Genomic DNA, 25,381 nt, shown 5'->3' on the forward strand with positions numbered 1-25,381 from the left:
GAAAAACATCAACTTAACCATAATATAGTAAGCAACATATGACTTTATAAAAAATAATGAACCCAAAGCGCGAAGAACTTTTAAAACACTTAGCAGCCTCTTTAAAAGATGCTAAAGAAGATGGTGGTGCAATTTTACTGGTCGGAGCAGGCATTTCTGTATCTGCTGGCATACCGCCTGCGCAAAAGCTAATGAAAATCGCGATCGACAACTTTCCTAATTATTTTACAGAAGAAGTAAAACGACAATCCATAGAGAATTTAAGCATACTTCAATACAACGACATTATGAGTAAACTATCACCTGCTCATCGTAAAGAGATTTTTCAATGGCATATTCAGGGTAATGAAGCAAGGAGCATCCCCAAAGCCAAACTAAACTTTGCTCACCTGACCATCGCAGAATTATTAAAGCAAGGTTATATCAAACGTATTTTGACCACTAACTTTGACCCATTACTCATTAATGCTTGTTATATGGTTGGCATGTATCCACTACCAGCTATTTATGATCTAGGTTCAGTAGATCAAATAAATCCTGAACTTTTTGATGACCCCTGTATTATTTACTTAAATGGTCAACATGCAGGACAAGTTCAAAGAAACACATCATCACAATTAAATATACACGATCCGATTTTACAAAAAGTTGTAGTGTCTACAGGCTGTAAAAGTCCTTGGATTGTTGCAGGTTATAGTGGGGAAAATGATCCCTTAATGGATGCTTTAAATGAGCTAAGGCCATTCAATAATTGGTTATATTGGCTCGAATACAAAGAACAAGTTTTACAAAAAGAAAGCCATCAATTTTTAGAGAATGATGAAGAGTGCAAAGTCATTTATGGCTGTGATGCCGATTCTATATTTTTGCAAATTAATAAAGATATAGAGTGCCCTTTAAGTTTTATCGAAGATCCTAGTGAACGACTCCAACTATACATTGATGAAATAAAATTCAATACTCACCAACAATTAGGTAATTTTTATCAAGAATTTATTCATGATTGTAAAAAGCATCTAGAGAGAATCAACCATTCACAAAAGCTCGAACAACATCAAAAATTCATCAACCTTGTCTATAAAATTCTTAAAATATCAGACCTAGAAGGTTCCTATAATTTTAAAGAACGCGCTAAACCATCCCAATACAAGCATCTCATTCAAGAAAGATTAAAAAATCTTTTTACTTTGAAAAAGTATTTACTCGAAGCATTAGAAAGCAAACCTAATAATTTTTGGGCTTTACTTAATCTTAGTCATACTTGTTTAACGATTTATCGAATTCAAAAAGAAAACAATTTGCTCAGTGAACCCAGCTTTCTTCAAGAAGCCGAAAATGCTCTCAACAAACTTAAAACAACCGATGAATACCGAAATAATACTAACAATATAATCAGTCGCATTTTATACAATCAAGCATGTTTAGAAGCTTTAAAAGATAATGTCGACTCAAGTTTAAATCTACTAGAAGCATCACTTAAACAGAATCAAAAAGATACTGAAAGCTATTTCACACTCCGTGATGTCGAAACAGATTTTGATTTCAAAAACTTACTCATGCATCCTAAATTCAAGGAACTCTGTAATCAATATTTTTAATGCTGATAGAAAATAAAAGACCTTTGCCACACACCCCCAAAATCCTTATAATTGAGCACAATTTTTATCTAATTTTAAGTGGATGACCATGAGTCGCGCCATATCGCATATTGATACCTTCCAAGGCTTAATTCTTGCCTTACAAAACTACTGGGCTGAACAAGGCTGTGTAGTCCTTCAGCCTTACGACATGGAAATGGGCGCTGGTACATTCCACACTGCAACATTCCTACGCGCTTTAGGCCCTGAAACTTGGAACGCAGCTTACGTACAGCCGTCGCGCCGTCCTAAAGATGGCCGTTATGGCGAAAACCCGAACCGTTTGCAGCACTACTACCAATTCCAAGTTGTGCTTAAGCCAAACCCAGACAACATCCAGCAGCTGTACCTAGACTCGCTTAAAGCGATTGGTATTGACCCGCTTGTACACGACATCCGTTTCGTAGAAGACAACTGGGAATCTCCAACACTAGGCGCTTGGGGCTTAGGCTGGGAAGTTTGGTTAAATGGTATGGAAGTGACTCAATTCACATACTTCCAGCAAGTCGGTGGTGTTGAGTGCTACCCAGTAACTGGCGAAATCACTTACGGTTTAGAACGTCTTGCAATGTACCTTCAAGGTGTGGACTCTGTTTACGATCTTGTTTGGACTAAAGGCCAGTTCGGTACAGTAACTTATGGTGATGTATTCCATCAAAACGAAGTTGAGCAATCGACTTACAACTTTGAATATGCGCCAGTTGATAAAATGTTTGAATTGTTCGACTTCTACGAAGCTGAAGCAACACGTTTAATCGAAGCTAAATTGCCACTTCCTGCATACGAGCAAGTGATTAAAGCATCACACAGCTTTAACTTGTTAGATGCTCGCGGTGCGATTTCTGTGACTGAGCGTCAGCGTTATATTTTACGTGTACGTTCATTGGCACGTGCAATTGCAACTAGCTACGTGGCAGCACGTGCGGAACTTGGCTTCCCTATGGCTGAACCGCACTTACGTGATGAAGTATTGGCGCAATTAAAAGCACAAGTTGAAGCAGAAGCTGCAGCGGAGAACAAATAATGTCTAAACATACTGTTTTATTTGAACTTGGCTGTGAAGAACTTCCACCAAAAAGCCTGAAAAAATTACGTGATGCACTGCAAGCTGAAACGGTTAAAGGCTTAAATGATGCTGGCCTTGCATTTGACTCAATTGAAGCATACGCAGCGCCGCGCCGTTTAGCGCTTAAAATTGTGAATGTTGATACTGCTCAAGCAGACACACAAAAACGTTTTGACGGCCCTGCGAAACAAGCAGCGTTTGATGCGGAAGGCAACCCGACTAAAGCGCTTGAAGGCTTTATGCGCGGTCAAGGCATTACAGTTGAGCAAGTTTCGACTTTCCAAGCAGGTAAAGTTGAAAAAGTTTGCTACTTAAAAGACGTTAAAGGCCAAAGCCTTGATGTGCTTTTACCGCAAATCTTACAAACTGCGTTGGATAACCTTCCAATTGCAAAACGCATGCGTTCTGCAGCCAGCCGTACTGAATTTGTACGTCCGGTAAAATGGGTTGTGCTGCTTAAAGACAACGATGTTGTTGATGCAACCATTCAAGACCACAAAGCAGGCAACGTGACTTATGGTCACCGTTTCCATGCGCCAGAAGCAATCACTTTAGCCAATGCTGAAGAATACTTGCCTAAGTTAAAAGCGGCTCACGTCGTTGCGTCTTTTGAAGAGCGTCAAGCAATCATTGACGGTCAAGTGAAAGCTTTGGCTGATGAAGTGAATGCGATTGCGATTGTCCCTGCCGACTTACGTGACGAAGTAACAGCATTGGTTGAATGGCCTGTTGCGCTACGTGCAAGCTTTGAAGAACGCTTCCTTGCAGTTCCTCAAGAAGCATTGATTACGACGATGCAGGACAACCAAAAGTACTTCTGCTTAGTTAATGCTGATAACAAATTACAGCCTTACTTCATTACTGTTTCAAACATTGAGTCTAAAGATCCGACTCAAATTATTGAAGGTAACGAGAAAGTTGTTCGTCCACGTTTGTCTGATGCTGAATTCTTCTTCTTACAAGACCAAAAGCAACCGCTTGCGTCTCGTAAAGAGAAACTTGCGAACATGGTTTTCCAAGCTGAACTTGGCACACTGTGGAACAAGTCTGAACGTATTGCGAAATTGGCTGTTGCACTTGCACCGATTACTGGTGCAAACCCAGCGGATGCTGAAAAAGCAGCCCTTCTTGCAAAATGTGACTTAACTTCGGAGCTTGTGGGTGAATTCCCAGAACTTCAAGGTATTGCGGGTACTTACTACGCACGTCTTGAAGGTGAAAATGATGAAGTTGCTGAGTCTTTAGGTGAGCAATACTTACCTAAATTCGCGGGTGACGTTTTACCGAAAACCAAAACAGGTACAACCATTGCCCTTGCTGACCGTTTAGACACGCTCACAGGTATTTTCGGGATTGGTCAAGCGCCTACAGGTTCTAAAGACCCGTTTGCACTGCGCCGTTCTGCAATTGGTATTTTGCGTTTAGTGACTGAAAATGAGTTAGACGTTTCAATTGAAGACCTGATCAAACTTGCTTTAACTGCTTATGGCGACGTATTGAAAGATCACGCTAAGACTTTGGCGGATGCTGTTGCATTCCTTGAAGGCCGTTACCGTGCGAAATATGAAGACCAAGGCGTTGCTGTAGACGTGATTCAAGCGGTTCAAGCGCTTTCTCCAAAATCACCGCTTGATTTTGATAAGCGTGTAAATGCAGTAAATCACTTCCGTAACTTGCCTGAAGCTGCCGCACTTGCTGCTGCCAACAAGCGTGTTGCCAACATTCTTGCGAAAGAAGCTGCACCTGAAGGCGCTGTGGTTGAAGCGAATTTGGTTGAAGATGCTGAAAAAGCATTGTTCGCTGAACTTGCGAAAATTACACCTGTGGTTGAGCCGTTATTTGCTGCCAAAGACTACACTGCTGCGTTGTCTGCACTTGCTGCGCTTCGTGCGCCTGTAGATGCGTTCTTTGATGGTGTAATGGTCATGGCAGATGATGCTGACCTAAAAGCAAACCGTTTACGTATGCTTGCTCAGCTTCGTGACCTGTTCACGAAAGTGGCTGATATTTCTGTGTTACAACACTAAGTTCTGAATTAAATAAAAAAACCCGCTTTCGAGCGGGTTTTTTATTACTTTTAATATTTATTGACAGCTTACTTAAATCTTTCTAAATAATTTTTATTTTAAATTTCATAAACTTATTTACTTTATTTACTCTATAATCCTTCCAAAATATTCAATAATGTTAGAAGGGGGAATATTTAAAAATGAAGAAATTATTGGTTGTGCCTTTATTGCTTGCACTGGCTTTTACAGAAACGGGATGTTCTGCTGTTATGGCTTCAAAACAGCCTAAAAAGAAAGACCTATCCGTCATTGCACAAGGTATGCCACGTAGTACAATTTTAGCTGAAATTGGCTCTCCAATTGCCAGTGAAACTAAGCAGGATGGTAAGCGTGTTGATGTATTCTCCTTTACGCAAGGCTACAGCACTGCAAACCGCGTTGGACGCACACTGTTCCATGGTGTAGCCGATGTTGCGACACTGGGCTTATGGGAAATCGTGGCCACACCAACTGAAGCGACCTTTGATGGTAAAAAAGCAGCATTTGAAGTGACATACGACTTGAATGACCGTGTAGAGAAATTTGTACGCCTGCAATAAAAAACGTATTTTAAATATATTAAAATCCTGCTAAAACTAGCGGGATTTTTTATAAGAATAATAAATTTCAAATATGAAAGTTCCGCGTCATTATCGCCCTGATCTGTATCTTTTTATAATTCATGCCCTGCTATTAGCACTTAGTTTCGCTCTGGTGAAATTCTATCCACATATCATCACTAAGCCAGATATGAGTGGCCTGTTCTTTATGTTGATTTCGATTCTGGGTGGCATCATTGCTATCGTGATACTTGCAGTATCCTTGAGTCGCCTTGACCGTTCAGTTCGTGCATTAGCCATAAATAAATTTATCTTGGCTGTGCTGTATTGGATATCCAGCACGGCTATTTTTGTGTTGTCGGGTTATTCTGAGTTTTTGTTTAATAACCCACTGTGCATACTCATTTTTGCAGGCATTCTGTACCCAAGTTTGTATTTTTCTATCCTCAACATTGCAGAGATGCGTAAGAAAGACTGGCTCATAATAGGCGGGATATTGGGTAGTTTGGTAGTACTGTTCTTTTTGCCAGGGATTTAATTACACAAAAAAGGACGAGGCTTGCTGAGCTTTATTATTTTTTTATAGCCGTTATGGATATTTAGGTGCTTCAGCCCTAAGTTCCAATTACTGTTAAAAAACCGCTTAAATGCGGTTTTTTAACATACGTTTTAAGTGACAAAGTTAGGTCTTGAAAATAAATCTTATTCCCCTTTCAAAGTCATTTTTCGTAGTGTTAACGTTTTCATCCATTGTGAAGCTAACCAAATATGCAGCACCGTTAAAATAACGTAATAAACAAAACCTACTAAAGCGACCCATTCAATTTCATATGTGCCTGTACTACAAAATAATAGACTAATCCACAACTGCACAATCACTAAAATTAAACCCACCAAAAAATGTAAAAAAGAACGCACTAAACCCAACAACCACAAGCCAAATACACTCGATACCAAAACACCAAGCAGATATTGTCCGAGTGCCATGACCTTATGTACATCCTCTTCTGCCCGTTGGCTGTTATACCAATCATAATAAAAATCGGTTAAAAAGAATAAACTTGAAGCAACAAGCAACAGAAACTCCCAACCCAATAGTTTTAATATCTTTTTCTTCCATATAATTTTCATACCAGCCTCAGTAATATTAACTCTTATTATTTTGATCAATCATGATCTTTAATCTAACGATTGGCATTTAAATCATGACATCATATTTTATCTAAAAATTTACGAAGCATCCCACTCAACCTATTTTTCTGATGAAATCTCGATACTGCCTATCCAAATACTGACGAAATTTTAAAAACTGGTTTAAAGCTCATTTTGGTATTTCAAATTACAAATCTTCATCATTCTTCATTTTTTGGATCATCAAAGCACCTTATTGCAAGTAAACTAAAGAGCCCGTACAACCCAAATACAAAAGCCTATTTCCAGATCAGTAACCTGAATTGGATTACATCATACACATGGTCAAAAGACACACTAACAACATAAGAGACTACAAGCTTTGTCCTAACTCTCCATTTCATCCGATGCTATTTTTTATTATTTAAACATTCGCATAAGGCAGTTATTTATCTATATTCAATGCTATACACTGTCAACATATAAAAAATATAGTCATCTTCATCTCAAATCCCTATACTCAAATACAACAACACTCAACAAGAAAGAACCTTATGAAACTAAAAGCACTCATTTTGACTGGTCTTGCGGGTCTTGCACTTAGCGCTTGTACATCTGCTCCAACAATTCCGCAAATCCAAGCTGGTGCATTACAAGAAGTCTCAAATATTGACGTCTACCCAAATACCACCAACAACAAAGCACAGCTCAACAAGCTAGTAGACAAATGCGTGATTGAATTTACGGGTCAGTTAGAAAATGGCAAAGTGGTAGAACAATGGACATTTAAAGGCTTAACGCTTATATCTGCTGGCTCTGCAACCTTCGCCAAAGATGGCACCAGCACAGCAACAGGCTTTGACCTACATGCACCAGAAGTCCAAAAGAACTTCCTTGCATTACGTCATCACTTTGCAAAAGAAGCCATTTCACAATGTGACTAATGTTCCGTTAAAACCGCATCACTCATTATCTGTATGAGTGATGCCCTTATCCACCTACAGCCCAAACTCCCCCACTCAAGACTGACAATCTGTAATTTATTTACAATTCACAAGCATTGTTACCAGCCCTCCATAACTTCTCCTACAGCGTATTTGGCATGTAAAACGCTGTGTATGTTTTATCAAAAAGCGCCATTTTCAAAAAAATTGCATCTAATATCTCATCGCACACTCCGTCCTCGTACGGCGCAGTGCTCACAACAATGAGGTGTATAGAAAAATGAAATTATTAAAACACAGCTTAATTGGCGCAGCTCTGCTGGTAGCTTCACCTGTCCTATTTGCAAATACAGCTATTTCTGCAAACAGCAGCACTAACGTCGCTGTGCAAGCGCAAACACCAGGCGTGTTAAACAACCTAGGCCAAGACATTAAAACGATTGCGCATAAAACAGGTGACACCGTCGTCCAAGGCGCTGAACACACCAAAGAAGCCAGCCAAGAAAAATGGGACACCACAAAAGACAAAGTCGCTGAAATTAAAGCCACTCAAGAAGCAAAAGCTGAAGAGCACAAACAGTCATTGCATGACGATGCAGAAAAAAGCCACGATCTGCTAAAATCTAAAACAGAGCAAAGCAAAAAATTTGCCTCAGATAAAAGCGAAAAAACCAAATCGTATCTAAAAAGCAAAAACCAAAAGCTGAAAGATCACATTAATCAACCACGCAGCGCAGGCTTTGACGGTGAAGGCTCAGCGCAGGTGAAAACACCTGTCGGTTCTGCAGAAATTAAAACTTCTGCAAAAACTGAAGTAAGCAAAAAATAAGCCTGTATTAGACTTATTTTACCAAGCTTCAAACAAAGCCCTTCATTTCCGATGGGCTTTGTTTTTATTGCACAACGCATTTAGCTTTCACTTTTCACCGTGCCAAAACGCAGCTGTATAGATTTTGCATTCAAAACTTCCTATTGCGCTTTGCTTGCTTATAATGCGTTAAGACCCTTTAAGATGAATACACGTTGAGGTTTACTGCCACATGAAATTATTAAAAACCGCAGTAGGTGTAACTTTACTGCTGGCATCTCCATTACTATTGGCGCAAACAGCAGAAACTGCACCGCAAACAGAACAGCAAAACCAAAAACTGATTCAACCTTATGGCAAAAATCCAAACATCTTTCATGTTTGGGCCTATAAAGCCCAAGAAGGCGTGATTGGCGCGGCCAAAAATGTCGGTGAAATGACCGAGCGCGGTGTCGCAAAGGTTAAACCGTCCGTTGATCAAGCATGGGACAACACCAAAAACCTAGCATCAGGCACTGTACACAAAGTGGATGAAGGCGCAACACAAGCGGCGCAAACAGCCAATACCAAAATTCAAGAAACCAAAGAAGCCCTAGGCGCCAAACCGCAGCAGTCTGCACCCATTGAACAGCAGCCTTTAAGTGAGCCATCTAACAATAGTAATCGTAGTAACACCATAAACCCACAGCAGCAAAGCCAATCTGTAACCAACTCAGGCTCATCAACTACGTCTTATGCAGTCACCGATTTATAAGTCAGTGTTGTCTACACGCAAATAAAAGCCCATCACACGATGGGCTTTTTTATAGCTATTTTTAGATTTCTAAATACATTAATTCACTTTACGGATCGGCTGACCAGCCTTAAATGCTTCTGTATTTTCCACCATCTGCTGCACTATGCGCTGACGTGCATCCACGCTGCCCCATGCGCTATGCGGGGTAATGATTAAATTAGGTATAGAGGCATCCAGCAGCACATTACCTGCTTTAGGTGGCTCAACCGTCAGTACATCTGTAGCAGCGCCTGCAATTGTTCCAGCCTTCAGCGCTTCTGCCAAAGCGCTTTCATTGACCACACCACCACGGGCGCAGTTAATCACAAAGGCGCTGGCTTTCATTTTTTTCAGTGCTGCTGCATCAATCAAATCCCGCGTATCATCGGTTAATGGACAGTGCAAACTTAAAAAGTCCACTTGCGGCAGCATTTCTGCAAACGCTATACGCTCAGGGCCAGCTGGACGGTTTGGCAAGGCTGCAATTTGAATCTGCATGCCAAATGCACGGGCTAAATTCGCCACGGCCTGCCCCAATTCACCATAACCCACAATGCCTAAGGTTTTGCCTGACAGCTCAATGATTGGATAATCCAGCAAACAAAATTGGTTGGCTTTGTTCCATTCGCCTTGCTGCACAGCTCGGTCATACTGACGGAAAGAAGTGGCCAAATTTAGCATCAACATAAGGGTGTGCTGTGCAACAGCTGCCGTACCATAGCCTTGGCAATTGCAGACGCTAATGCCTTGCTGCGTCGCTTGCACCAAATCAATATTATTGGTACCTGTCGCAGAAATTAGAATAAGTTTTAAATTAGGACATTGCTGCATGGTTTGCGCATCAATCACCACTTTGTTGCTAATAATCACATCCACATTTTGCACACGCGATAACAACTGCTCAGCACTGGTACGTTCATACAGCTGTAAATCATCAAAGACCGCATGTAGCGCACTAAAATCTAAGTCGTTTTTATCTAAAGATGCGTAATCTAAATATACCGCCTTCATGTGCTTTCCTTAAATGAGATGGGTTTAATGCATAAAATGGGCTGTTTTGCATTTAATCTAACAATGCGTGAAGATTCAAGAAAAACACATCGCTTTAACATACAAAAAAACCCGCTATTTAGCGGGTTTATCTAGATGATAACGGATCGTGCTTCGAATCCGAATGACCACATAAACACTTAACGCCAACATAATCATGAGAGCTACGGTCAAAACCGTGGCTGAAGATTCTGCTTGAACTAAGTCCTCAGCATAGATCATCGGTGAATAGCTCATACTGAGCAATGAACAACATACAGCAAGCATCAGTGGAGATTGCATACTGCTTTCCTCGCTTTTAATCTCATCCTTGGTCGATAGGCCATCCATCTATTGCCTATATTTCAACCATAGCATTCCAAATTAAAAAAGCAAGTCTCTCCCTGCCAAGGTCTTAGATCTGTCCTTCAGGTTGTGCTACAAATTGGCAGTCACTGTGTAAATCTTCAGCCATGCTGGTTGCACCAAATTCGTCTGTACTCAAATACTGCGCTTTATACGCCAATGCGTAATAGTCACTGTATTTCTTCATCAGCAATGGATGATGTCCTACCGGTACAGCTTCTTCTGTACGAATCAGTTTCATCATCTGCCGATCATTCATCACCACAATCAATGCTTGATCATTCCACACAATTTGCACGAGGCCATTGCCTTTGGCATAAACTGGAATCAAAAATTTATGATTTAAAGCGATGGCGCTGGCAGCATAACTTTCGAGCTTTTGGCTAATGACATTAAAGACCAAACCGTGCCCAAAGCGGTCGCGCAAAATACTACGCTTTTCTTGTGGCATGGTCACTTCAATACCCAGCTTACTGAGGTCTTGCTGGTCGACTTGCTTGTTGCGCAGTAATTCACGCAAGATCACTTGTTTCTGCTTGGCATCAAAAAACTGACCATCTAACATTAAGTCATTATTTTTTAAAATTTTACCCAAAGCGCTCGGATGACGTGGTAATAAGTTTTCAATCACTTTACGGTAATAGAACTTACTGTTCTTTTTCACCTTACGCATGCTTTGGTAAAAATAACCTGCATCAAAAGGATGGCGAATTAGGTCATGGACCAATGCCGAACTTGCTAACACCGCAATTGCATCATGATTGGTATAAGGCAAATGTAAGTATTTTGCACTTGGTAACAGTGGCTTTAAGCATTCCACATGGGCACGATCTGCTGCATAGTAAGGATCATAAATAATGATGTATTCACGCGATGGCGCTACATCACCCAACTGTACGCGCATGTTGCTATTCAGCTCTGGCTGATAAAACATGTTATAGCGTGGATCTTCAACATCTGTCGGATCAATCGAGAATTGTGGCACCATGGCCACCACACGTTGAACATTCAGCAAGTTAGAATATTTAATCGCAGCATAGCCACCCATTGAACCGCCATAAGCAATGCGGGTCGCAAACGGTGCGATCCAGCTTTGAATCTGCTCAAACATGGCCAACATAGACTGTTCAGGAAACCATGATTTCTGCTTAGGCATAATACCAATCACATTAAAATCATATTTATGCAATGACTTTTCTGCATTGATGCTATTGCCCTTGGCACGTGTAATCAAATCGCCAAATGAGAACACCAATTCATTTGAAGTGCCTTTTAAAAAAATAACCCGTATTTGGTCATCTTCAAAAATAATCTCTTTATCCATCGTTGTCCTGTTTAAAAAATCCTTTTTTTGCTGATGTCACCAAGTTGCAATCTGCTGGCAAAAACTCGCCTGCATAAGAGTATGCTATTTTATAACGGTGATAAGGATTAAAAAGTGCAGAATATGACACAATCACTCCATCCTGCTGCAGAAAAAGGCTTCGGTGCAGGCGCGAGCCTCTACCAAAATGTCCGTCCAGATTATCCTGAAGCCATCAGCGCATGGCTAAAAGCGACGCTTGGGCTACATACCAATGATCTTTTACTGGACCTCGGTGCAGGTACGGGAAAATTTCTCCCCTACCTAAAGACCATAAGCACGCAGATATTCGCTGTCGACCCTGTAGAAGCAATGCTCACGCAATTGCATCTTGCTCATCCTGATGTTCAGACGCTACAAGCCATGAGTGATCAATTGCCTATAACTGATCAGTCTGTACGTGCTGTGTTTTGTGCACAATCATTTCATTGGTTCGCCACGCACGATACTTTAGCTGAACTGCATCGCGTGTTGCAAAGTCATGGTCATTTGGTGCTCATTTGGAATCAACGTGATATTGAGGTTGATTGGGTCAAAGCACTGGCAGATGAAATCTTTCCACTTGAAGGCGATACCCCGCGTTACCATAGTGGGCAGTGGCAAAAAGTATTTTCACAGCAAGCCTATTTCCACTTACAAGATCAAACCACCTTTCGCCAATTACATCATGGTACAGTAGAACAGGTTGTCTCCAAGCGCTTATTGTCGACCAGCTTTATTGCCGCTTTGCCTGATGCCGAGCAACAACGTTTAAAACAACGCTTTGAACACATTGTGTATGACTACACAGGCAAGCAAGTACAAGATGAAATTGATTTTCCATACACCACACATGTGTATGTCTTTAAAAAAAAATGATTAGGGCGAGTTATGCATTACATGGTTAAATTTTTGGCGATACCTGTACTCTTAGGTACGACATTTTTCATGCACGGTTGCGAACAAAAAAAGACAGCTCAGCAACCAGAAGCAGAGACGAGCGCTGACGATCGTATTATGAAAGAGCTGGCTTCTGAGCCGGTCAAAAGTTTTGCTAAAACCGCACAAGATCCAGATGATATTCGCGCACTACGAGACTATGACCAACGCTTTACCGCAGTCAGTGATGAGATGGAAGATGAGCTGATGCAGATGAAAGAAAGTGGCTCGCTCAGTCCCGAATTTGCTGCCGAACGCAAACGTGACAATATTCAATCGGCCTTAAGCATGCTTAAGGAATTAGACCTTAAAACCGAACAAGGTCGCTATATCCAAGGCTTGATGTATCAATATTGGAATCAGCAACAACAACTTCAATTGGCTGAAGCACAGGTAACTAACAAAGACGAAAATGCGGTTTCGAGTGCCCATGTCAAAGGTTTAGGCCAGTTTATTCATGCACAAGAGCAGCTTGATCACTGGCAAGCTCAATACCCAGAACTGGCACAACTCAATACACAAGCTGCGAGTGATGTTGCCACATCAGCTCCTTAATCTAGAACACAAAAAGGGTTCTACATGAACCCTTTTTTACTCAGTTATAAGTCAACTTAAAGCCACATCAGTCTTGATGCAAATAGGCGTGTACGCCTTCACCTGCCGCGCGACCCGTCGCGAAACAAGCCGTAAGCAAATAGCCCCCAGTTGGCGCGTCCCAATCTAACATTTCACCTGCACAAAATAAGCCAGACTGCTGCTTGAGTTGTAACTGTTCAGAGAGTGCTTCGCGCTTCACACCACCCGCACAGCTAATCGCCTCAGAGATAGGACGAAAACCTGTTAATGGAATACATAAAGCTTTAATCTGCTGTGCCAATGCTTCTGGCTGTGACCAAAGTGCCTTAGGCACTAACTCACGAACCAATGCAGCTTTAGCACTGTCTAGGCCAGCTTTGCGCCACACATTACTTTGTGACTGCTTTTTACTGGGCTGCAGTTTTTGCGCCAATTGTTGCACCGACACTTCTGGCATTAAATCCAAATAAAGTGTCATGGCTTGAGTCGCTTTAAGCATCGCCCTTAAAGCTCGACCTTGTTTATAAATCAGACCACTCTCTAAACCATAATGACTGATCACAATATCACCCATCGTACGCTCGCCTGCACCCACCCAAGCCTCTACACGCTTTAAGGGTTGGCCAAACACTGGTTGCATATATTGCGACCACGCCCGCTCTACGCCTGCATTACTGGCTTGAAAGGGTTCAATACTGTCGGCTTGTAACCAAGATTGCCATGCACCATCACTTCCGAGTTGCGACCACGACACAGCACCACAAGCCAAAACCATTGCATCAAAAGTTTCAGTCCGTGTTTCGCTCTGTTTTAAATCCAGTACCGTTAAATCTTGAGCCTCTAAGGCTGTCACTTGATGCCGATAATGAAAGCTTACACCATGCTCCACGAGACGCTTTAACCATGCGCGCAACAAAGGCGCAGCTTTCATTTCAATGGGAAACACACGACCTGAAGAGCCAATATATGATTCGATCCCCAAACCCTTCATCCAATCTTGAATCCAGTTGGCATCCCACTGCCGCACCCAAGGTGCAAGCCATTCTGCTTGGTCATAACGCTGAATAAATTGGGCTACAGGTTCTGCATGTGAAATATTTAAACCCGTCTTGCCTGCCATTAAAAACTTACGGGCAGCCGATGGTTTCTGTTCATAGACATGCACCTCATAAGCATATTGGCTCAGAACTTCAGCAGCCATTAAACCTGCTGGGCCAGCGCCAATAATGGCAACACGCTGTTTCATCATTCTGCTTCATTCTGCGTTGTGCTTGCAGTCTGACCCTGCAAAGGCTGAAAGTCATCAAAACGTGTTTGGTAAGATGCAGGCTTGCTAATAATCAATTGCTGACACAACTCACCACGCTCTAAGTATTTAATTTCAAAGTGTGTACGAGCCGAATCAGCAGCGATAACTTCTTTAACAAAAGGCAACTTCCACACATCAATTAACTGCTGCTGTGCTTCAGCAATATATTCAGGAATATTACTGGCCAAGGTAATCGTACCGCCCACCTCTAAACGAGACAGTAAAAACTCAAAAAAAGGCATATTTAACCAGCGCTGTGCTGGATTATGTGGCTCTGGGTTCGGATATAAAATAAAAAATTGCTGCACTTGTGCAGGAAATAATGCATGAACCACCCAAGGCAAGGCATCCGCATGAATCGCTTGTAAATTTTTTTGACCTTCTATGCCATGTTGCTTTTGCATCGCAATAAATTTTTCACGTGTACGTTCCACAGCAATTAGTTGCTTATCCGGGTTGGATGCACTAAACAATAACGCGTGTTTCCCTTTGCCGGCACCAATTTCCACACAAATCGGTTGATTGGCAATAGCTTGGAAATCACGAGGTGCATGCATGCGCTGCGCTTGAAATTGACGAATCGGCATAATCAGATCAAACTAATAAAAACCGTACAAGTCTAACAAGTGTCGCGGTTTTTGCCTAATTGAATCATTTGCTCTGCTTGGAGTCGCCACTATGCCCACTTCTCTGAACTGCCCACGTTGTGGCGAACTCACTGTTTGGGAAAATAATATTTACCGCCCATTTTGCTCAGAGCGTTGCAAATTGATTGATTTTGGAGCTTGGGCCAATGAAGAATACACCTTACCCACCCAAGATGCGCCTCAAGCAGATGGTTCCGAGGAATAACATAAGACAGTATCACAATGTTGTTAGGTCTTTTATAGAGGGCTTTCCTCCTCTCTTCAACTCCAAACCTACTTAAATAAGTAGCATTCCTACCATACATAACAAGTCACAAAACCGCCAAGCGCTTATACCATTTCATCAACCAATATACTTTTAACCTTCTTAAGCTACCTATGAAAATATCAGTAAAAATTTGCGCTTGTTAGCTTTGACTTCTCATAGATATGTGAATGTCATACATAGTAATTTTTTAGTGAAAAATGACCTTTTTTGTCAATCACTTAGCGTTAAATATTTTTATTTTCACCTCTATCTTTTTTTTAAGATTTAATTAAGAATATTGTCATTAATACAGATTATAAATAGTAATGAATACACAGCCTGTATTCATGTTTCAAGTGTACATAAATTTTACACTTAGTAGATGTGGGCCATCTTTATAGGCAACTCAAACAAACCTGTTGAAATGGCTTCAAAACAAAAAAAGAACGCTTTGGGGAGAGCTGTTGCTTATGAAAACGAAATTGATGTGCGCCATTATGGCGATATTTGTCTTATCTAGTGTGGGTTGTTTAATTATTGGAATACATAACTCAGACCTCATCTTTTTACTGATGGGACTATTAATGGGTACAGCTTCTGGTCTGATGTATCTAGAAGTTAAAAAGGAATATAGCAATCCTTTTAGTAAGGACTGAAGCCGAAGCTCCAGTCCTGAGTATTTAGCCAGCTTTACTTGCCACAAAAGGATTGTGTTGCTTTTCAAAGCCAATGCTACTGATTGGGCCATGTCCAGAAATGAACTGGGTTTCATCGGGTAAGCTAAAACATTCACGTTGAATAGAATCTAGCAATTGCTGATGATTGCCACGTGGGAAATCTGTACGGCCGATCGAACCTTTAAACAGCACATCACCTGTCCACAGTAGACCATACTGTACATTGTAAAACATGACATGACCTGGTGTATGACCTGGTGCAAAGCGCACTTCAAATTTTTCAGTGCCTAGTTGAAGCACCTCTCCGCCTTCAAGCCAAGTCGTTACCTCAACTTTTTCAGGAATTGGGAAACCATACTTTGCCGACACTTCCTGAATCATATCTAACCAAAATGCGTCTTCTTTATGAGGCCCAATCACAGGCACATCCCACACTTTTTGTAGCGTACCTACTGCACCTGCATGGTCCAAATGTCCATGCGTTAACCATAATGCTTGGACCTTCAAGCCCAAAGCTTCAACTTCAGCTTTTAACTTATCTGGTTCACCACCAGCATCAATTAAAATGGCCTCTTTGCTAACCGAATCCCAAACAATGGAACAATTTTGCTGAAATGTTGTGACTGGCACAATTTTTACTTGGAGCATGGGGCGAGACCTCAAAAATCAATGCGCTAAAGTATGTTTTAAAGCATCAAGATTAGCTTGAAGCAAACTATTGAGCAATTGCAAATGATCAGCACGATTATTCAAAGCTGGAATATAGGCATAAGAACCACCACCTGCTTCACGGAATAACGTCGCATTTTCAATCGCCAACTCTTCTAAAGTCTCTAAACAGTCCGCCGAAAAAGCAGGACTGAGCACCTGTACAGACTTCACACCTTGCTTAGCCCATTCAGCCAGTAAAGCATCGGTATAAGGCTTCACCCACTCCTGCTTACCAAAGCGTGATTGGAAGCTGATAGCCCACTGATCCTCTTGTAAATCCAATGCGTTCGCAAGCAATTGAGCGCTCACGCGACAACGATCAGCATAGGGATCCCCCTTATCTGCATAAGGTTGCGGTATTCCATGAAAGGACATCAAAAGCTTTTCGGGCTGACCATGTACCGCCTGATAGTCTCGAACACTTTGTGCCAAAGCTTGGATAAAGAGCGGATGCTGGTAATAATCACGGATAATTGAAATGCCCGGTAAGTTGCGTTGCTGCGGGATCCATTTCGCAAAAGCGTCATATAAAGGCGCCGTTGAAGTCGCTGAATATTGCGGAAAAAGCGGGAATAAAATGACATGATCTGGCTGCTGTTCGCTCAGCTGCGCCAGCGTCTGCTGAATACCTGGATTGCCATAGGTCATGGCAGGAACAACCTGCAAGTCAAACTCAGGGTATTGCGCTGTCAGATGCTGCTGAACTGCTTGTACCTGCTCGAACAAAATTTCCCGCATCGGAGAGTCTTGCTGCCACACAGAAGCGTAGGCATGTGCTACACGCTTAGGACGGAAAGGCAAAATAAATAAGCGTAGGATCAGCTGCCAAATGGGTTTGGGGATTTCAATGACACGCTGATCAGACAGGAACTGTTTTAGAAATGCACGGACTGCTGGCACAGTCGGTGCATCAGGTGTGCCTAAATTGGCTAAAATCACCGTCACTTTTGCTTTCGGCGCAGAAGACATCACGCTATTCCTATGAATTAGACCAGCCTACTGTATCAGTTTTAAATCAATTTATTAAGTAGATTAATTTAAAGATTTAAATTGAAAAGTTCGATCAGAATCTAATAAATTACTTTCCAACAATTTCGTGGCCTTCGACGTGACTTGCCAAAGCATGCGTTGGCGGTCATCGCGACCAGATTGCACAATCCACTCATTTTGTCGCATTTGCATTTTGATACTGTGCAAAGCACGAATATTAATTTGTGCACGCGCAACTGCATGTGCACGAGGCATTTCTATACGCGCATCCGACAAGCCATTTTCATTTAAATATTCATTCATACGCTTGGAAAAATACTCTTCCGGCGTTGGATTCATAAATGTAGTGCCCAAAATACTCAGCATTTGTGCCCAGGTTAATTTTTTCTGAATTTTTAATTCTTTAAAATTACCGTCTTGGTAGGCATGCATGCGATATTCAAATGCAAAAACTTCATGCATCGACACTTTTGGTAAAGTTAAAAATGGATCGACTTCTCGCTTGCCTGCATCCGTTTCCAATTGTTGGATTTTATCTTTTAAAGCATCAATTTCATCTTGCAATACTTGAGTATTCTGTGGACGCACCCAACCCACCGCAGGGTAACGCTCCAACATTTGTGACATATTTAAACGCACTGCCATTTCCAAGTCACGCAGACTACGGTACGTAAAAATTTGATCCACTTCATTTTGCAAAAGCTGACGAAATTCTTTGAATTTTTCAGCTAACTCTGGCTTCTGATCTTGTAGCGCATGATCACGTGAAGATGGCTCATCGTGCATAAATACAATAATTGGCTTTTGCTTGGTCACTGCATAAATGTACTCAAGATGCATATATCCTACACCTGATACCGACTGCTCACCATAAGAGCTTCCCAATAAGATAATCACATAATCACAGTCATCAATTTGGCGACGTGCAAATGCAGTACTCAATGGTGTCCGTTGCTCTAAGCCCCAGGAGAAAAAGCCCATTCCCACAAGAGTCTGAGCTAAAATCATGCGTTCAGGTTGCATTTCGCTACCAGACGTAGAAATAAATACTTGATAACGCTTATCGAGCATTGGTTATCCTCTTCCAAGTGCACATTACAGCTACTGTGACTAAGGTCACAACATGTTCTGCGATATGACTACCCCATATAAAATAATTTTTAATTAATTAATTCAAAAGACTAACTTAAGTTATTTGATCATTAAATACCAATATTTTTAATGCTCCAAGTCAAATCAGGTGCAATAAGATGACTCAGAATTGGTTTTAAATGATCTGCATTTTGCCCACTGACATAACATTCAATGCGCACATGCTCTGGCTGCCCATCATGTTCAAATAATAACTCATTTTTAATTAAAATTCGGGCTGTTTGTCGCGCAACGGCAGTTCCTGAGTCAATTAATGTCATTTTCTGACCAAAAATATGCTGAATTGCGTCTTTTAAGAAAGGATAGTGCGTACAACCTAAAACCAAATAGTCGACATTTTGATCAACAGCAGGTTGTAACACCTCTTTAAGCGTCACCAAACATGCCTCACTCATCTGAGCACCGGCCTCAACAAAAGGCACGAGGTCTAAGCACGTAATCGTGAGCACCTCAACCTGTGCAGGTTCGGCAAAGCGAGTCATCACATCTTTGATTAATTGACCACGAAAGGTCGCTGGTGTTGCAAGAACCGCAACTTTTTTTGATTTGCTTTGTAATACTGCAGGCTTAAGGGCTGGAACTAAACCAATGATCGGAAAGTTTTCACCATAATGCTCACGTAAATAATCCAGACTAAATGCAGAAGCAGTGTTGCAAGCCACCACTGCAATTTTACAGCCTTGACGATATAACCACTCAATAGCATGCGCGGTAAGTTCACGAATATTTTGATCTTCACGTGGGCCGTATGGCACATGTGCTGTGTCGGCATAATACACAATGCGTTCTTTGGGTAAATAACGTGCAATTTCTTGTGCAATGGAGAGCCCACCAATGCCCGAATCAAAGATTCCAATCGGTGCATCTGCCCCAGCTTTTGGCATTGGATCATGGAGTGGGTATAGAGGATGTATCGCGCTCATAGTACAGAGTTAAAATTGACGTATTCGATTCAGAAAGCTTAAACCTCAGCTGTCTAATTGCAAGTGCAAATTACCACTTTTCAAGCTTAATTGTGCCTGACCTTGTTCATTTTCAGTTAACTCTCCCATTTGCACCAAATGCATAAATGTCGCGCGCTGAATTAATGCATTTAACCCAAATCGGACCTGTACATAAGGTCTTAATTCACCAGCAAATTCACGCATAAATATACGATGTGTTGCATCAACCACCACAATATCGTCTGTAGTTGTTGTGAACTGGATATAGCGCTGACCTTCTATCTGAATTTCATCAACCTGATTCACAAATAAAGGCTCATCTTCGACCTCTATTTCAATCTGCTCGACTGGGGTTTTTAAATAGAATTTATCTGCCTCTTTCCACAGTACAGTTGAGAATAGATTTATGAGGGCTTGGCGCTTGATCAATTGACCTTCGTGCCACCATTCTCCATTGGCTTTTACCTTCAAATCCATAGCGCCACAATGCTTTGGGTGCCATTGCTCTAAAGGGGGAATTGACTTTTTGTGACCGAACTGTCCATCTTTTAAGTATTGTGCAATCGCCATTAAATTTTTATTATCGGCTTGAGCTGTTTCTTTCGCCGAATTTGAGGGATTTTCATGATTATTCATAGCAGAAGACCTTACTGACGGAAAAATAATATGATTCAGCCAATTGGCTAGAACAAGGTTTAAAACTATACTAGCCCACAATATAAAAGGCACGATAATAAATTTGTGTCTAGGAATTCAGAACACTCATGGCAGCGCCAATATTAAAACGCAATATTGGTAGCCACCTTCAAACCAGATGAGGAGTCCGACATGGAACACATCGAACGTGAATCGATGGAGTTTGACGTAGTAATCGTTGGTGCAGGCCCAGCGGGTCTTTCTGCTGCGATTAAAATCCGTCAACTTGCAATTGAAAATAACCTGAACGATTTGTCCGTTTGTGTCGTAGAAAAAGGCTCCGAAGTAGGTGCACATATTCTGTCTGGCGCTGTGCTTGAACCACGTGCAATCAATGAATTGTTCCCTGACTGGAAAGAACAAGGCGCGCCTTTAAATGTGCCTGTTACTGAAGACAAAACCTATTTCTTATTGTCTGATGAAAAATCGCAAGAAATGCCACATTGGATGGTGCCAAAAACCATGCACAATGACGGCAACTATGTCATTTCATTAGGCAACGTGGTTCGCTGGTTAGGTACGAAAGCAGAAGAACTTGAAGTATCAATCTTCCCAGGCTTTGCTGCTTCTGAAATTCTGTATCATGAAGATGGTACGGTTAAAGGCATCCAAACTGGCGATATGGGTATTGGTAAAGATGGCGAACCAACGCACAACTTTACCCCTGGCTATGAGCTTCATGCCAAATACACAATTTTTGCTGAAGGCTGTCGTGGTCACTTAGGCAAACGCCTCATTTCTAAATTTGATTTAGATAAAGATGCTGATCCGCAGCACTACGGTATTGGTATTAAAGAGCTTTGGGAAATCGACCCTGCAAAACATAAAGCAGGTACGGTTATGCATGGCGCTGGTTGGCCTTTAACTGAAACCGGTTCTTCAGGCGGCTGGTGGTTATACCACGCAGAAAACAACCAAGTGACTTTGGGTATGATCGTAGACTTATCATACACCAACCCGCACATGTATCCATTCATGGAAATGCAGCGCTGGAAAACTCACCCGCTGATTAAACAGTTCCTTGAAGGTGGTAAGCGTATTTCTTATGGCGCGCGTGCTGTAGTAAAAGGCGGTTTTAACTCGTTACCTAAATTCACTTTCCCTGGTGGTAGCTTAATTGGTGATGATGCTGGCTTCTTAAACTTTGCCAAAATCAAAGGCTCTCACACTGCCATGAAATCTGGCATGCTCTGTGGTGAAGCTGTATTTGAAGCAATTGCAGCGGGTGTAGAAAAAGGCGGTGACCTTGCGATTGCTCGTGTGACTGAAGGTGAAGACTTCTTCGCTAAAGAAGTGACTGCATACACTGAGAAATTTAACAACAGCTGGTTAAAAGAAGAGTTATACAACGCGCGTAACTTTGGCCCTGCAATGCATAAATTCGGTACATTCGGCGGCGGCGCATTCAACTTTATCGATCAAAACATCTTTAAAGTGCCGTTCACGCTGCGTGACTTACAGCCAGACTACAGCGCACTTAAAACTGTTGAAGCGAACAATGTTAAACCGAACTATCCAAAACCGGATGGCAAGTTAACATTTGACCGCTTATCTTCTGTATTCGTATCGAATACGGTTCATGAAGAAAACCAGCCTGCTCACTTGAAACTGACAGATGTATCTATTCCAGTAAACGTAAACTTGCCAAAATGGGATGAGCCTGCTCAGCGCTACTGCCCTGCTGGTGTGTATGAAATTATGGAAGAAAATGACGGTTCTAAGCGTTTCCAAATTAACGCAGCCAACTGTGTACACTGTAAGACTTGTGATATTAAAGACCCATCACAAAACATTACTTGGGTAACACCTGAAGGCGGCGGTGGTCCTAATTACCCGAATATGTAATCTCTTTTTGAGATAAAAATAAACCCGCTGAGTGCGGGTTTATTTAGTTATATATAAAAGAATTCATTTAATTACTTAATCGTTATATCGTATTTTTTCTTAAAATTTGTCATACCACCAAAAGTACCGCCTACAAAATTACCATCTAGCAAAATATAGTAATTTCCTTTTACTCTTGGAGTCCCATACACTTTTATAGTATTCTGGAAAAAAAAATCATCTTTCCCATTTTTCTGGATACTAATTCCAGAGTTTTCTGGCAAATCTGTTTTAATAACAAGATCCCCTATAATTTTTAACTTTTCAATTTCAATACTATTATCATAATTTTCACCATATTTTAATTCTGGTAATTTATTAGGTTCTATTTGAATTTTATGGTTACATCCTAATAACAATAAAAAAACAAAAAAAAATGGATAATAAAAATTATTTTTCATTATGCTAAACCTCGCTCATATATATACACACCCCAAGTATAACTAATCAATTCGTCTAACGTTAAATTACTATTTTGCTCAAAGGATTCCCCCCAACTAAATGCTTTAAAGCTAACAAATTGAGATTTCAAACTTGAGGAATTTACTAAATTACCAGCTACTTTGATGTTATCATCTAAAACCACCCAATGAGTAGGAATCACGTTAGAGTGTCTTGTTTGGCCTTTTAAAATACTACTACTTGTTAACAACACAATAAAATATTTTTTTGCATCATAGTTACTAGTTTCTATTAATGCTTTAAATTTATTTTCACCAATATGATAAAAAATTACTTTTTTAAAACCAATTAATCTAAACCATTCAAGCACATCTCCTGGAGGGCTTACAGCAGTTGGTGACTCTCCCAATTCAATAGTATAATCAAAAATAATATTTGCCGAATCTCTAAGACTTCCTAATGTAATCCAATCAACAGCGGGTATTAAAGGTTGATCATTGCTATCAAAATAATTTTTAACTGTTCTAGCTCCGTCTTTATCAGGTTTTATTTTCAAATCATTAACCTGAGTTTCTCCTTTTTCCCATAAATCTTTAACAATTTTTTTATAAATATTAGCATTTGCATTCAGAACACAATAAAAAAAAGCTGCTGGACCACATAAATTTGTTCTGTTCTGATCTGGATATTTTTCTTTCAATCTACTCAATAATCCTTGCTGGATCTTTTCCTTTGTAAATGGATCAAGTTCATCACCTACTGGATGTTGAGTGCTTACAAAAATTCTCTTATTAGTTATATTTAATTTTACTAAATTCTTATTAACCCCATTAACAACCTTAGTTATACCATTAGCTTCCATATAATTAACAAAATCATATTTAATTTTATTGTTTTTTATATTATCAAATGTAAATTCAGAAACTATATTTGTTATTATTTTTTTATCAATAACGACTGTAAAAGTAACACCATCACGCTTGTATAAAGTAAATTCTATAAGCATATCCTTTGCTGAATCTACACTCGAAATAACAGTAAATAATTCCGTCTGATAGTTGTTTTTTAATGGATATTTAACTCCTTCCTTAATTTTCTTCCCACTATCTGAAACAATTTTATTTGTTGATATATTAAATATACGAAAACTATAATATAGTTTTTTAACAGGCACATTAGATTTAACTACAACAAATGGGTAAAAATCAGCCATACTTTCCTCTAAATATCTAAATAATTATTTATTTTTAAATGAATAGAGACTTTTTCTTTATTCATAGTTTTTATTGGATTTGTATAACCCTGATCATCAGTTACACTTTCAAACACAGGACCATTTTCCAAGAAAGCAATATATTTAGTATTTTTATAAGGAATACCATCATCATCTTGCATTAAAAACACAACATCATATTCATTTTCATCCCCTAAAATGGGTAAAGAAGTCTTTGAAGCCTGAACAATTGCCCCCCCTGCAAACGTATGCTGCCCTGCCTTCACCTCAAACTTTCCAGCAGTCGTTGGCAACACCCCTGCACTACTGATTTCAATTTGACTGCCACCTGCAGTCAGCACTATTTTCTTACTGGCTTTAATTTCCACGCTATCTTCCGTCGAAATAATTTGAATACCTTTTCGTGCAATAAAGTCCGCTCCATCACCTTGGGCTTGGATTTCAACTTTGCCTTTGCCTGCATACGCACGCAATCCTTCTTGCGCTGCAAATAGACTAATCTTGCTTTGTGCATGAGCAATGAAGGATTTTTGACTGCTGATATTAATGCTATCACCTGCACTTTGGCTAATCTGCCTATCTGCTGAAACATGTATATCTTCATTGCTCGTCATCGCAATTGAGTTGGGCGCAGATAAAATCATGAGGGCTTGTTTAAAAGCATCGGCTTTTTCTTGACTGCCTTTTTCGATTTGACCAAGGAAGTGCTTTAAATTATCCAAGACTTCAAGTGGGTCTGTTTGCTGATTTTTCGCCACTTCACTTAATGCTTTACTGCTGTTTAAGTTGGCTTCGATTTGTTCTTTCGCAACTTGTGCATCGAGGTGCATTGCAGTCGCTTGTTGTTGTGAGTGTGTGCTGACAAGTAGCCCTTGTCCTGCTCGTACTGCGCCCCATTGGTCTGTTCTTAGTTCAAAACCTTCGCCTCGACCTTCACTTTCTGCAGTTTCTTTGGGGTGACTGAGGTTGCCTAGGTTGAGCTGAGTCGCACCATGGGTACTTTGTAATTGTGTCGAGATCTGTCCAGTCGTATCATCAAAGCGCAGTTGTCCAAAGCCTTCACCTTGTACTTCCTTACTTTTTATTCCAGCCAGTTTTTTGGTCTCAGGTAATTGACCTTTATTGTCAAACTTGGTTGGACTGCGCTGTGCTTCATGTATGCGCCCCACCACAAATGGTCGGTCAATATTGCCGTCAAAGAAATCGATGACCACAATTTCATTAATACGTGGCAAGAATCTTGCGCCATAGCCTTCACCTGCCCACG

At 40.7% G+C, this 25,381-nt stretch carries 26 protein-coding genes; 12 read left to right on the forward strand and 14 right to left on the reverse strand.

The window, feature by feature from the left end; translation table 11 throughout:
- Positions 1-56: 56 nt before the first annotated feature.
- The 5 genes from DYI81_RS04670 to DYI81_RS04690 all read left to right on the forward strand — a co-directional run bounded on the left by DYI81_RS04670 (position 57) and on the right by DYI81_RS04690 (position 5,849).
- Positions 57-1,598, forward strand: a complete 1,542-nt coding sequence (locus DYI81_RS04670) for a hypothetical protein (RefSeq protein WP_117006852.1) — start codon at positions 57-59, stop codon at positions 1,596-1,598.
- An 88-nt stretch (positions 1,599-1,686) separates the two neighbouring features.
- Complete coding sequence (glyQ, locus tag DYI81_RS04675; protein WP_117006853.1) at positions 1,687-2,661, forward strand: glycine--tRNA ligase subunit alpha; 975 nt, start codon at positions 1,687-1,689, stop codon at positions 2,659-2,661.
- Entirely contained in the window at positions 2,661-4,730 is a 2,070-nt protein-coding gene (gene glyS, locus DYI81_RS04680) for a glycine--tRNA ligase subunit beta (RefSeq protein ID WP_117006854.1), read from the forward strand. The genes glyQ and glyS overlap by 1 nt, the downstream gene beginning before the upstream one ends.
- A gap of 182 nt (positions 4,731-4,912) precedes the next feature.
- Positions 4,913-5,311, forward strand: a complete 399-nt coding sequence (locus tag DYI81_RS04685; protein WP_106986515.1) for a hypothetical protein — start codon at positions 4,913-4,915, stop codon at positions 5,309-5,311.
- Between the two features lie 208 nt (positions 5,312-5,519).
- Positions 5,520-5,849 carry a hypothetical protein gene (locus DYI81_RS04690; protein WP_227865814.1) on the forward strand — a complete coding sequence of 110 codons (330 nt, stop codon included), beginning with the start codon at positions 5,520-5,522 and terminating at the stop codon, positions 5,847-5,849.
- 164 nt (positions 5,850-6,013) lie between these two features.
- Here the strand turns inward: DYI81_RS04690 and DYI81_RS04695 are convergent, their stop codons facing one another.
- The gene (locus DYI81_RS04695; protein ID WP_106986517.1) at positions 6,014-6,442 is read right to left on the reverse strand and encodes a hypothetical protein; all 429 of its coding nucleotides are present in this window, start codon (positions 6,440-6,442) and stop codon (positions 6,014-6,016) included.
- 554 nt (positions 6,443-6,996) lie between these two features.
- On the opposite strand from DYI81_RS04695, the gene DYI81_RS04700 reads away from it, so the two are divergent.
- The 3 genes from DYI81_RS04700 (at position 6,997) to DYI81_RS04710 (ending at position 8,948) form a co-directional block, all read left to right on the forward strand.
- Positions 6,997-7,386, forward strand: coding sequence for a hypothetical protein (locus DYI81_RS04700; RefSeq protein WP_106986518.1), 390 nt, complete (start codon positions 6,997-6,999; stop codon positions 7,384-7,386).
- A gap of 280 nt (positions 7,387-7,666) precedes the next feature.
- Entirely contained in the window at positions 7,667-8,215 is a 549-nt protein-coding gene (locus DYI81_RS04705) for a hypothetical protein (protein WP_106986519.1), read from the forward strand.
- A gap of 211 nt (positions 8,216-8,426) precedes the next feature.
- Positions 8,427-8,948: a hypothetical protein gene (locus DYI81_RS04710; RefSeq protein ID WP_106986520.1), complete on the forward strand. Its 522-nt coding sequence runs from the start codon at positions 8,427-8,429 to the stop codon at positions 8,946-8,948.
- Positions 8,949-9,026: 78 nt separating this feature from the next.
- On the opposite strand, the gene DYI81_RS04715 is transcribed toward DYI81_RS04710, so the two are convergent.
- The 3 genes from DYI81_RS04715 to DYI81_RS04725 all read right to left on the reverse strand — a co-directional run bounded on the left by DYI81_RS04715 (position 9,027) and on the right by DYI81_RS04725 (position 11,688).
- A complete protein-coding gene (locus DYI81_RS04715; protein ID WP_117006855.1) occupies positions 9,027-9,980 on the reverse strand; it encodes a 2-hydroxyacid dehydrogenase in 954 nt (317 codons plus the stop codon).
- 114 nt (positions 9,981-10,094) lie between these two features.
- On the reverse strand, positions 10,095-10,301 hold the full coding sequence (locus DYI81_RS04720; RefSeq protein WP_130125648.1) for a hypothetical protein: 207 nt from the start codon (positions 10,299-10,301) through the stop codon (positions 10,095-10,097).
- 112 nt (positions 10,302-10,413) lie between these two features.
- Entirely contained in the window at positions 10,414-11,688 is a 1,275-nt protein-coding gene (locus DYI81_RS04725; protein ID WP_117006856.1) for a hypothetical protein, read from the reverse strand.
- A 123-nt stretch (positions 11,689-11,811) separates the two neighbouring features.
- Here DYI81_RS04725 and DYI81_RS04730 point away from each other — a divergent pair, with 123 nt between their 5' ends.
- The gene (locus DYI81_RS04730) at positions 11,812-12,585 is read left to right on the forward strand and encodes a class I SAM-dependent methyltransferase (protein ID WP_117006857.1); all 774 of its coding nucleotides are present in this window, start codon (positions 11,812-11,814) and stop codon (positions 12,583-12,585) included.
- A gap of 12 nt (positions 12,586-12,597) precedes the next feature.
- A complete protein-coding gene (locus DYI81_RS04735; RefSeq protein WP_106986525.1) occupies positions 12,598-13,200 on the forward strand; it encodes a hypothetical protein in 603 nt (200 codons plus the stop codon).
- A gap of 67 nt (positions 13,201-13,267) precedes the next feature.
- Here DYI81_RS04735 and DYI81_RS04740 read toward each other — a convergent pair whose 3' ends face one another.
- Positions 13,268-14,467, reverse strand: a complete 1,200-nt coding sequence (locus DYI81_RS04740; protein WP_117006858.1) for a TIGR03862 family flavoprotein — start codon at positions 14,465-14,467, stop codon at positions 13,268-13,270.
- The gene (locus DYI81_RS04745) at positions 14,467-15,123 is read right to left on the reverse strand and encodes an SAM-dependent methyltransferase (RefSeq protein ID WP_171356310.1); all 657 of its coding nucleotides are present in this window, start codon (positions 15,121-15,123) and stop codon (positions 14,467-14,469) included. Before DYI81_RS04745 ends, DYI81_RS04740 begins: the two co-directional genes overlap by 1 nt.
- Before the next feature lie 85 nt (positions 15,124-15,208).
- Between DYI81_RS04745 and DYI81_RS04750 the strand changes: the two genes are divergently transcribed.
- Positions 15,209-15,382, forward strand: coding sequence for a DNA gyrase inhibitor YacG (locus tag DYI81_RS04750; protein WP_106986528.1), 174 nt, complete (start codon positions 15,209-15,211; stop codon positions 15,380-15,382).
- 722 nt (positions 15,383-16,104) lie between these two features.
- Here the strand turns inward: DYI81_RS04750 and DYI81_RS04760 are convergent.
- The 5 genes from DYI81_RS04760 to DYI81_RS04780 form a co-directional block, all read right to left on the reverse strand.
- Entirely contained in the window at positions 16,105-16,749 is a 645-nt protein-coding gene (locus DYI81_RS04760) for an MBL fold metallo-hydrolase (RefSeq protein WP_117006859.1), read from the reverse strand.
- A gap of 18 nt (positions 16,750-16,767) precedes the next feature.
- The gene (gene hemH, locus DYI81_RS04765; RefSeq protein WP_106986530.1) at positions 16,768-17,781 is read right to left on the reverse strand and encodes a ferrochelatase; all 1,014 of its coding nucleotides are present in this window, start codon (positions 17,779-17,781) and stop codon (positions 16,768-16,770) included.
- A gap of 63 nt (positions 17,782-17,844) precedes the next feature.
- Positions 17,845-18,873 carry a DUF4062 domain-containing protein gene (locus DYI81_RS04770; protein ID WP_106986531.1) on the reverse strand — a complete coding sequence of 343 codons (1,029 nt, stop codon included), beginning with the start codon at positions 18,871-18,873 and terminating at the stop codon, positions 17,845-17,847.
- A gap of 131 nt (positions 18,874-19,004) precedes the next feature.
- On the reverse strand, positions 19,005-19,877 hold the full coding sequence (murI, locus tag DYI81_RS04775) for a glutamate racemase (RefSeq protein ID WP_106986532.1): 873 nt from the start codon (positions 19,875-19,877) through the stop codon (positions 19,005-19,007).
- A gap of 45 nt (positions 19,878-19,922) precedes the next feature.
- Positions 19,923-20,534 carry a DUF1285 domain-containing protein gene (locus DYI81_RS04780; protein ID WP_106986533.1) on the reverse strand — a complete coding sequence of 204 codons (612 nt, stop codon included), beginning with the start codon at positions 20,532-20,534 and terminating at the stop codon, positions 19,923-19,925.
- Positions 20,535-20,726: 192 nt separating this feature from the next.
- Between DYI81_RS04780 and DYI81_RS04785 the strand changes: the two genes are divergently transcribed.
- On the forward strand, positions 20,727-22,439 hold the full coding sequence (locus tag DYI81_RS04785) for an electron transfer flavoprotein-ubiquinone oxidoreductase (protein WP_106986534.1): 1,713 nt from the start codon (positions 20,727-20,729) through the stop codon (positions 22,437-22,439).
- A 71-nt stretch (positions 22,440-22,510) separates the two neighbouring features.
- Here DYI81_RS04785 and DYI81_RS04790 read toward each other — a convergent pair whose 3' ends face one another.
- From DYI81_RS04790 to DYI81_RS04800, 3 genes are all read right to left on the reverse strand, one after another.
- Positions 22,511-22,879 carry a hypothetical protein gene (locus DYI81_RS04790; RefSeq protein WP_227865816.1) on the reverse strand — a complete coding sequence of 123 codons (369 nt, stop codon included), beginning with the start codon at positions 22,877-22,879 and terminating at the stop codon, positions 22,511-22,513.
- A complete protein-coding gene (locus DYI81_RS04795; protein ID WP_117006860.1) occupies positions 22,879-24,093 on the reverse strand; it encodes a hypothetical protein in 1,215 nt (404 codons plus the stop codon). Before DYI81_RS04795 ends, DYI81_RS04790 begins: the two co-directional genes overlap by 1 nt.
- A gap of 8 nt (positions 24,094-24,101) precedes the next feature.
- The coding region (locus DYI81_RS04800; RefSeq protein WP_147316027.1) for a type VI secretion system Vgr family protein at positions 24,102-25,381 on the reverse strand (1,280 nt) is incomplete at its 5' end.

The organism is Acinetobacter sp. SWAC5 (genome assembly GCF_003419885.1).
Taxonomy (GTDB): Bacteria; Pseudomonadota; Gammaproteobacteria; order Pseudomonadales; family Moraxellaceae; genus Acinetobacter; species Acinetobacter cumulans.

Bases quoted from the DNA above. Each gene is read 5' to 3' on its own strand.
- DYI81_RS04670 (WP_117006852.1), top strand. From the start codon at position 57: ATGAACCCAAAGCGCGAAGAACTTTTAAAACACTTAGCAGCCTCTTTA.
- glyQ (WP_117006853.1), top strand. From the start codon at position 1,687: ATGAGTCGCGCCATATCGCATATTGATACCTTCCAAGGCTTAATTCTT.
- glyS (WP_117006854.1), top strand. From the start codon at position 2,661: ATGTCTAAACATACTGTTTTATTTGAACTTGGCTGTGAAGAACTTCCA.
- DYI81_RS04685 (WP_106986515.1), top strand. From the start codon at position 4,913: ATGAAGAAATTATTGGTTGTGCCTTTATTGCTTGCACTGGCTTTTACA.
- DYI81_RS04690 (WP_227865814.1), top strand. From the start codon at position 5,520: ATGTTGATTTCGATTCTGGGTGGCATCATTGCTATCGTGATACTTGCA.
- DYI81_RS04695 (WP_106986517.1), bottom strand. From the start codon at position 6,442: ATGAAAATTATATGGAAGAAAAAGATATTAAAACTATTGGGTTGGGAG.
- DYI81_RS04700 (WP_106986518.1), top strand. From the start codon at position 6,997: ATGAAACTAAAAGCACTCATTTTGACTGGTCTTGCGGGTCTTGCACTT.
- DYI81_RS04705 (WP_106986519.1), top strand. From the start codon at position 7,667: ATGAAATTATTAAAACACAGCTTAATTGGCGCAGCTCTGCTGGTAGCT.
- DYI81_RS04710 (WP_106986520.1), top strand. From the start codon at position 8,427: ATGAAATTATTAAAAACCGCAGTAGGTGTAACTTTACTGCTGGCATCT.
- DYI81_RS04715 (WP_117006855.1), bottom strand. From the start codon at position 9,980: ATGAAGGCGGTATATTTAGATTACGCATCTTTAGATAAAAACGACTTA.
- DYI81_RS04720 (WP_130125648.1), bottom strand. From the start codon at position 10,301: ATGCAATCTCCACTGATGCTTGCTGTATGTTGTTCATTGCTCAGTATG.
- DYI81_RS04725 (WP_117006856.1), bottom strand. From the start codon at position 11,688: ATGGATAAAGAGATTATTTTTGAAGATGACCAAATACGGGTTATTTTT.
- DYI81_RS04730 (WP_117006857.1), top strand. From the start codon at position 11,812: ATGACACAATCACTCCATCCTGCTGCAGAAAAAGGCTTCGGTGCAGGC.
- DYI81_RS04735 (WP_106986525.1), top strand. From the start codon at position 12,598: ATGCATTACATGGTTAAATTTTTGGCGATACCTGTACTCTTAGGTACG.
- DYI81_RS04740 (WP_117006858.1), bottom strand. From the start codon at position 14,467: ATGAAACAGCGTGTTGCCATTATTGGCGCTGGCCCAGCAGGTTTAATG.
- DYI81_RS04750 (WP_106986528.1), top strand. From the start codon at position 15,209: ATGCCCACTTCTCTGAACTGCCCACGTTGTGGCGAACTCACTGTTTGG.
- DYI81_RS04760 (WP_117006859.1), bottom strand. From the start codon at position 16,749: ATGCTCCAAGTAAAAATTGTGCCAGTCACAACATTTCAGCAAAATTGT.
- hemH (WP_106986530.1), bottom strand. From the start codon at position 17,781: ATGTCTTCTGCGCCGAAAGCAAAAGTGACGGTGATTTTAGCCAATTTA.
- DYI81_RS04770 (WP_106986531.1), bottom strand. From the start codon at position 18,873: ATGCTCGATAAGCGTTATCAAGTATTTATTTCTACGTCTGGTAGCGAA.
- murI (WP_106986532.1), bottom strand. From the start codon at position 19,877: ATGAGCGCGATACATCCTCTATACCCACTCCATGATCCAATGCCAAAA.
- DYI81_RS04780 (WP_106986533.1), bottom strand. From the start codon at position 20,534: ATGAATAATCATGAAAATCCCTCAAATTCGGCGAAAGAAACAGCTCAA.
- DYI81_RS04785 (WP_106986534.1), top strand. From the start codon at position 20,727: ATGGAACACATCGAACGTGAATCGATGGAGTTTGACGTAGTAATCGTT.
- DYI81_RS04790 (WP_227865816.1), bottom strand. From the start codon at position 22,879: ATGAAAAATAATTTTTATTATCCATTTTTTTTTGTTTTTTTATTGTTA.
- DYI81_RS04795 (WP_117006860.1), bottom strand. From the start codon at position 24,093: ATGGCTGATTTTTACCCATTTGTTGTAGTTAAATCTAATGTGCCTGTT.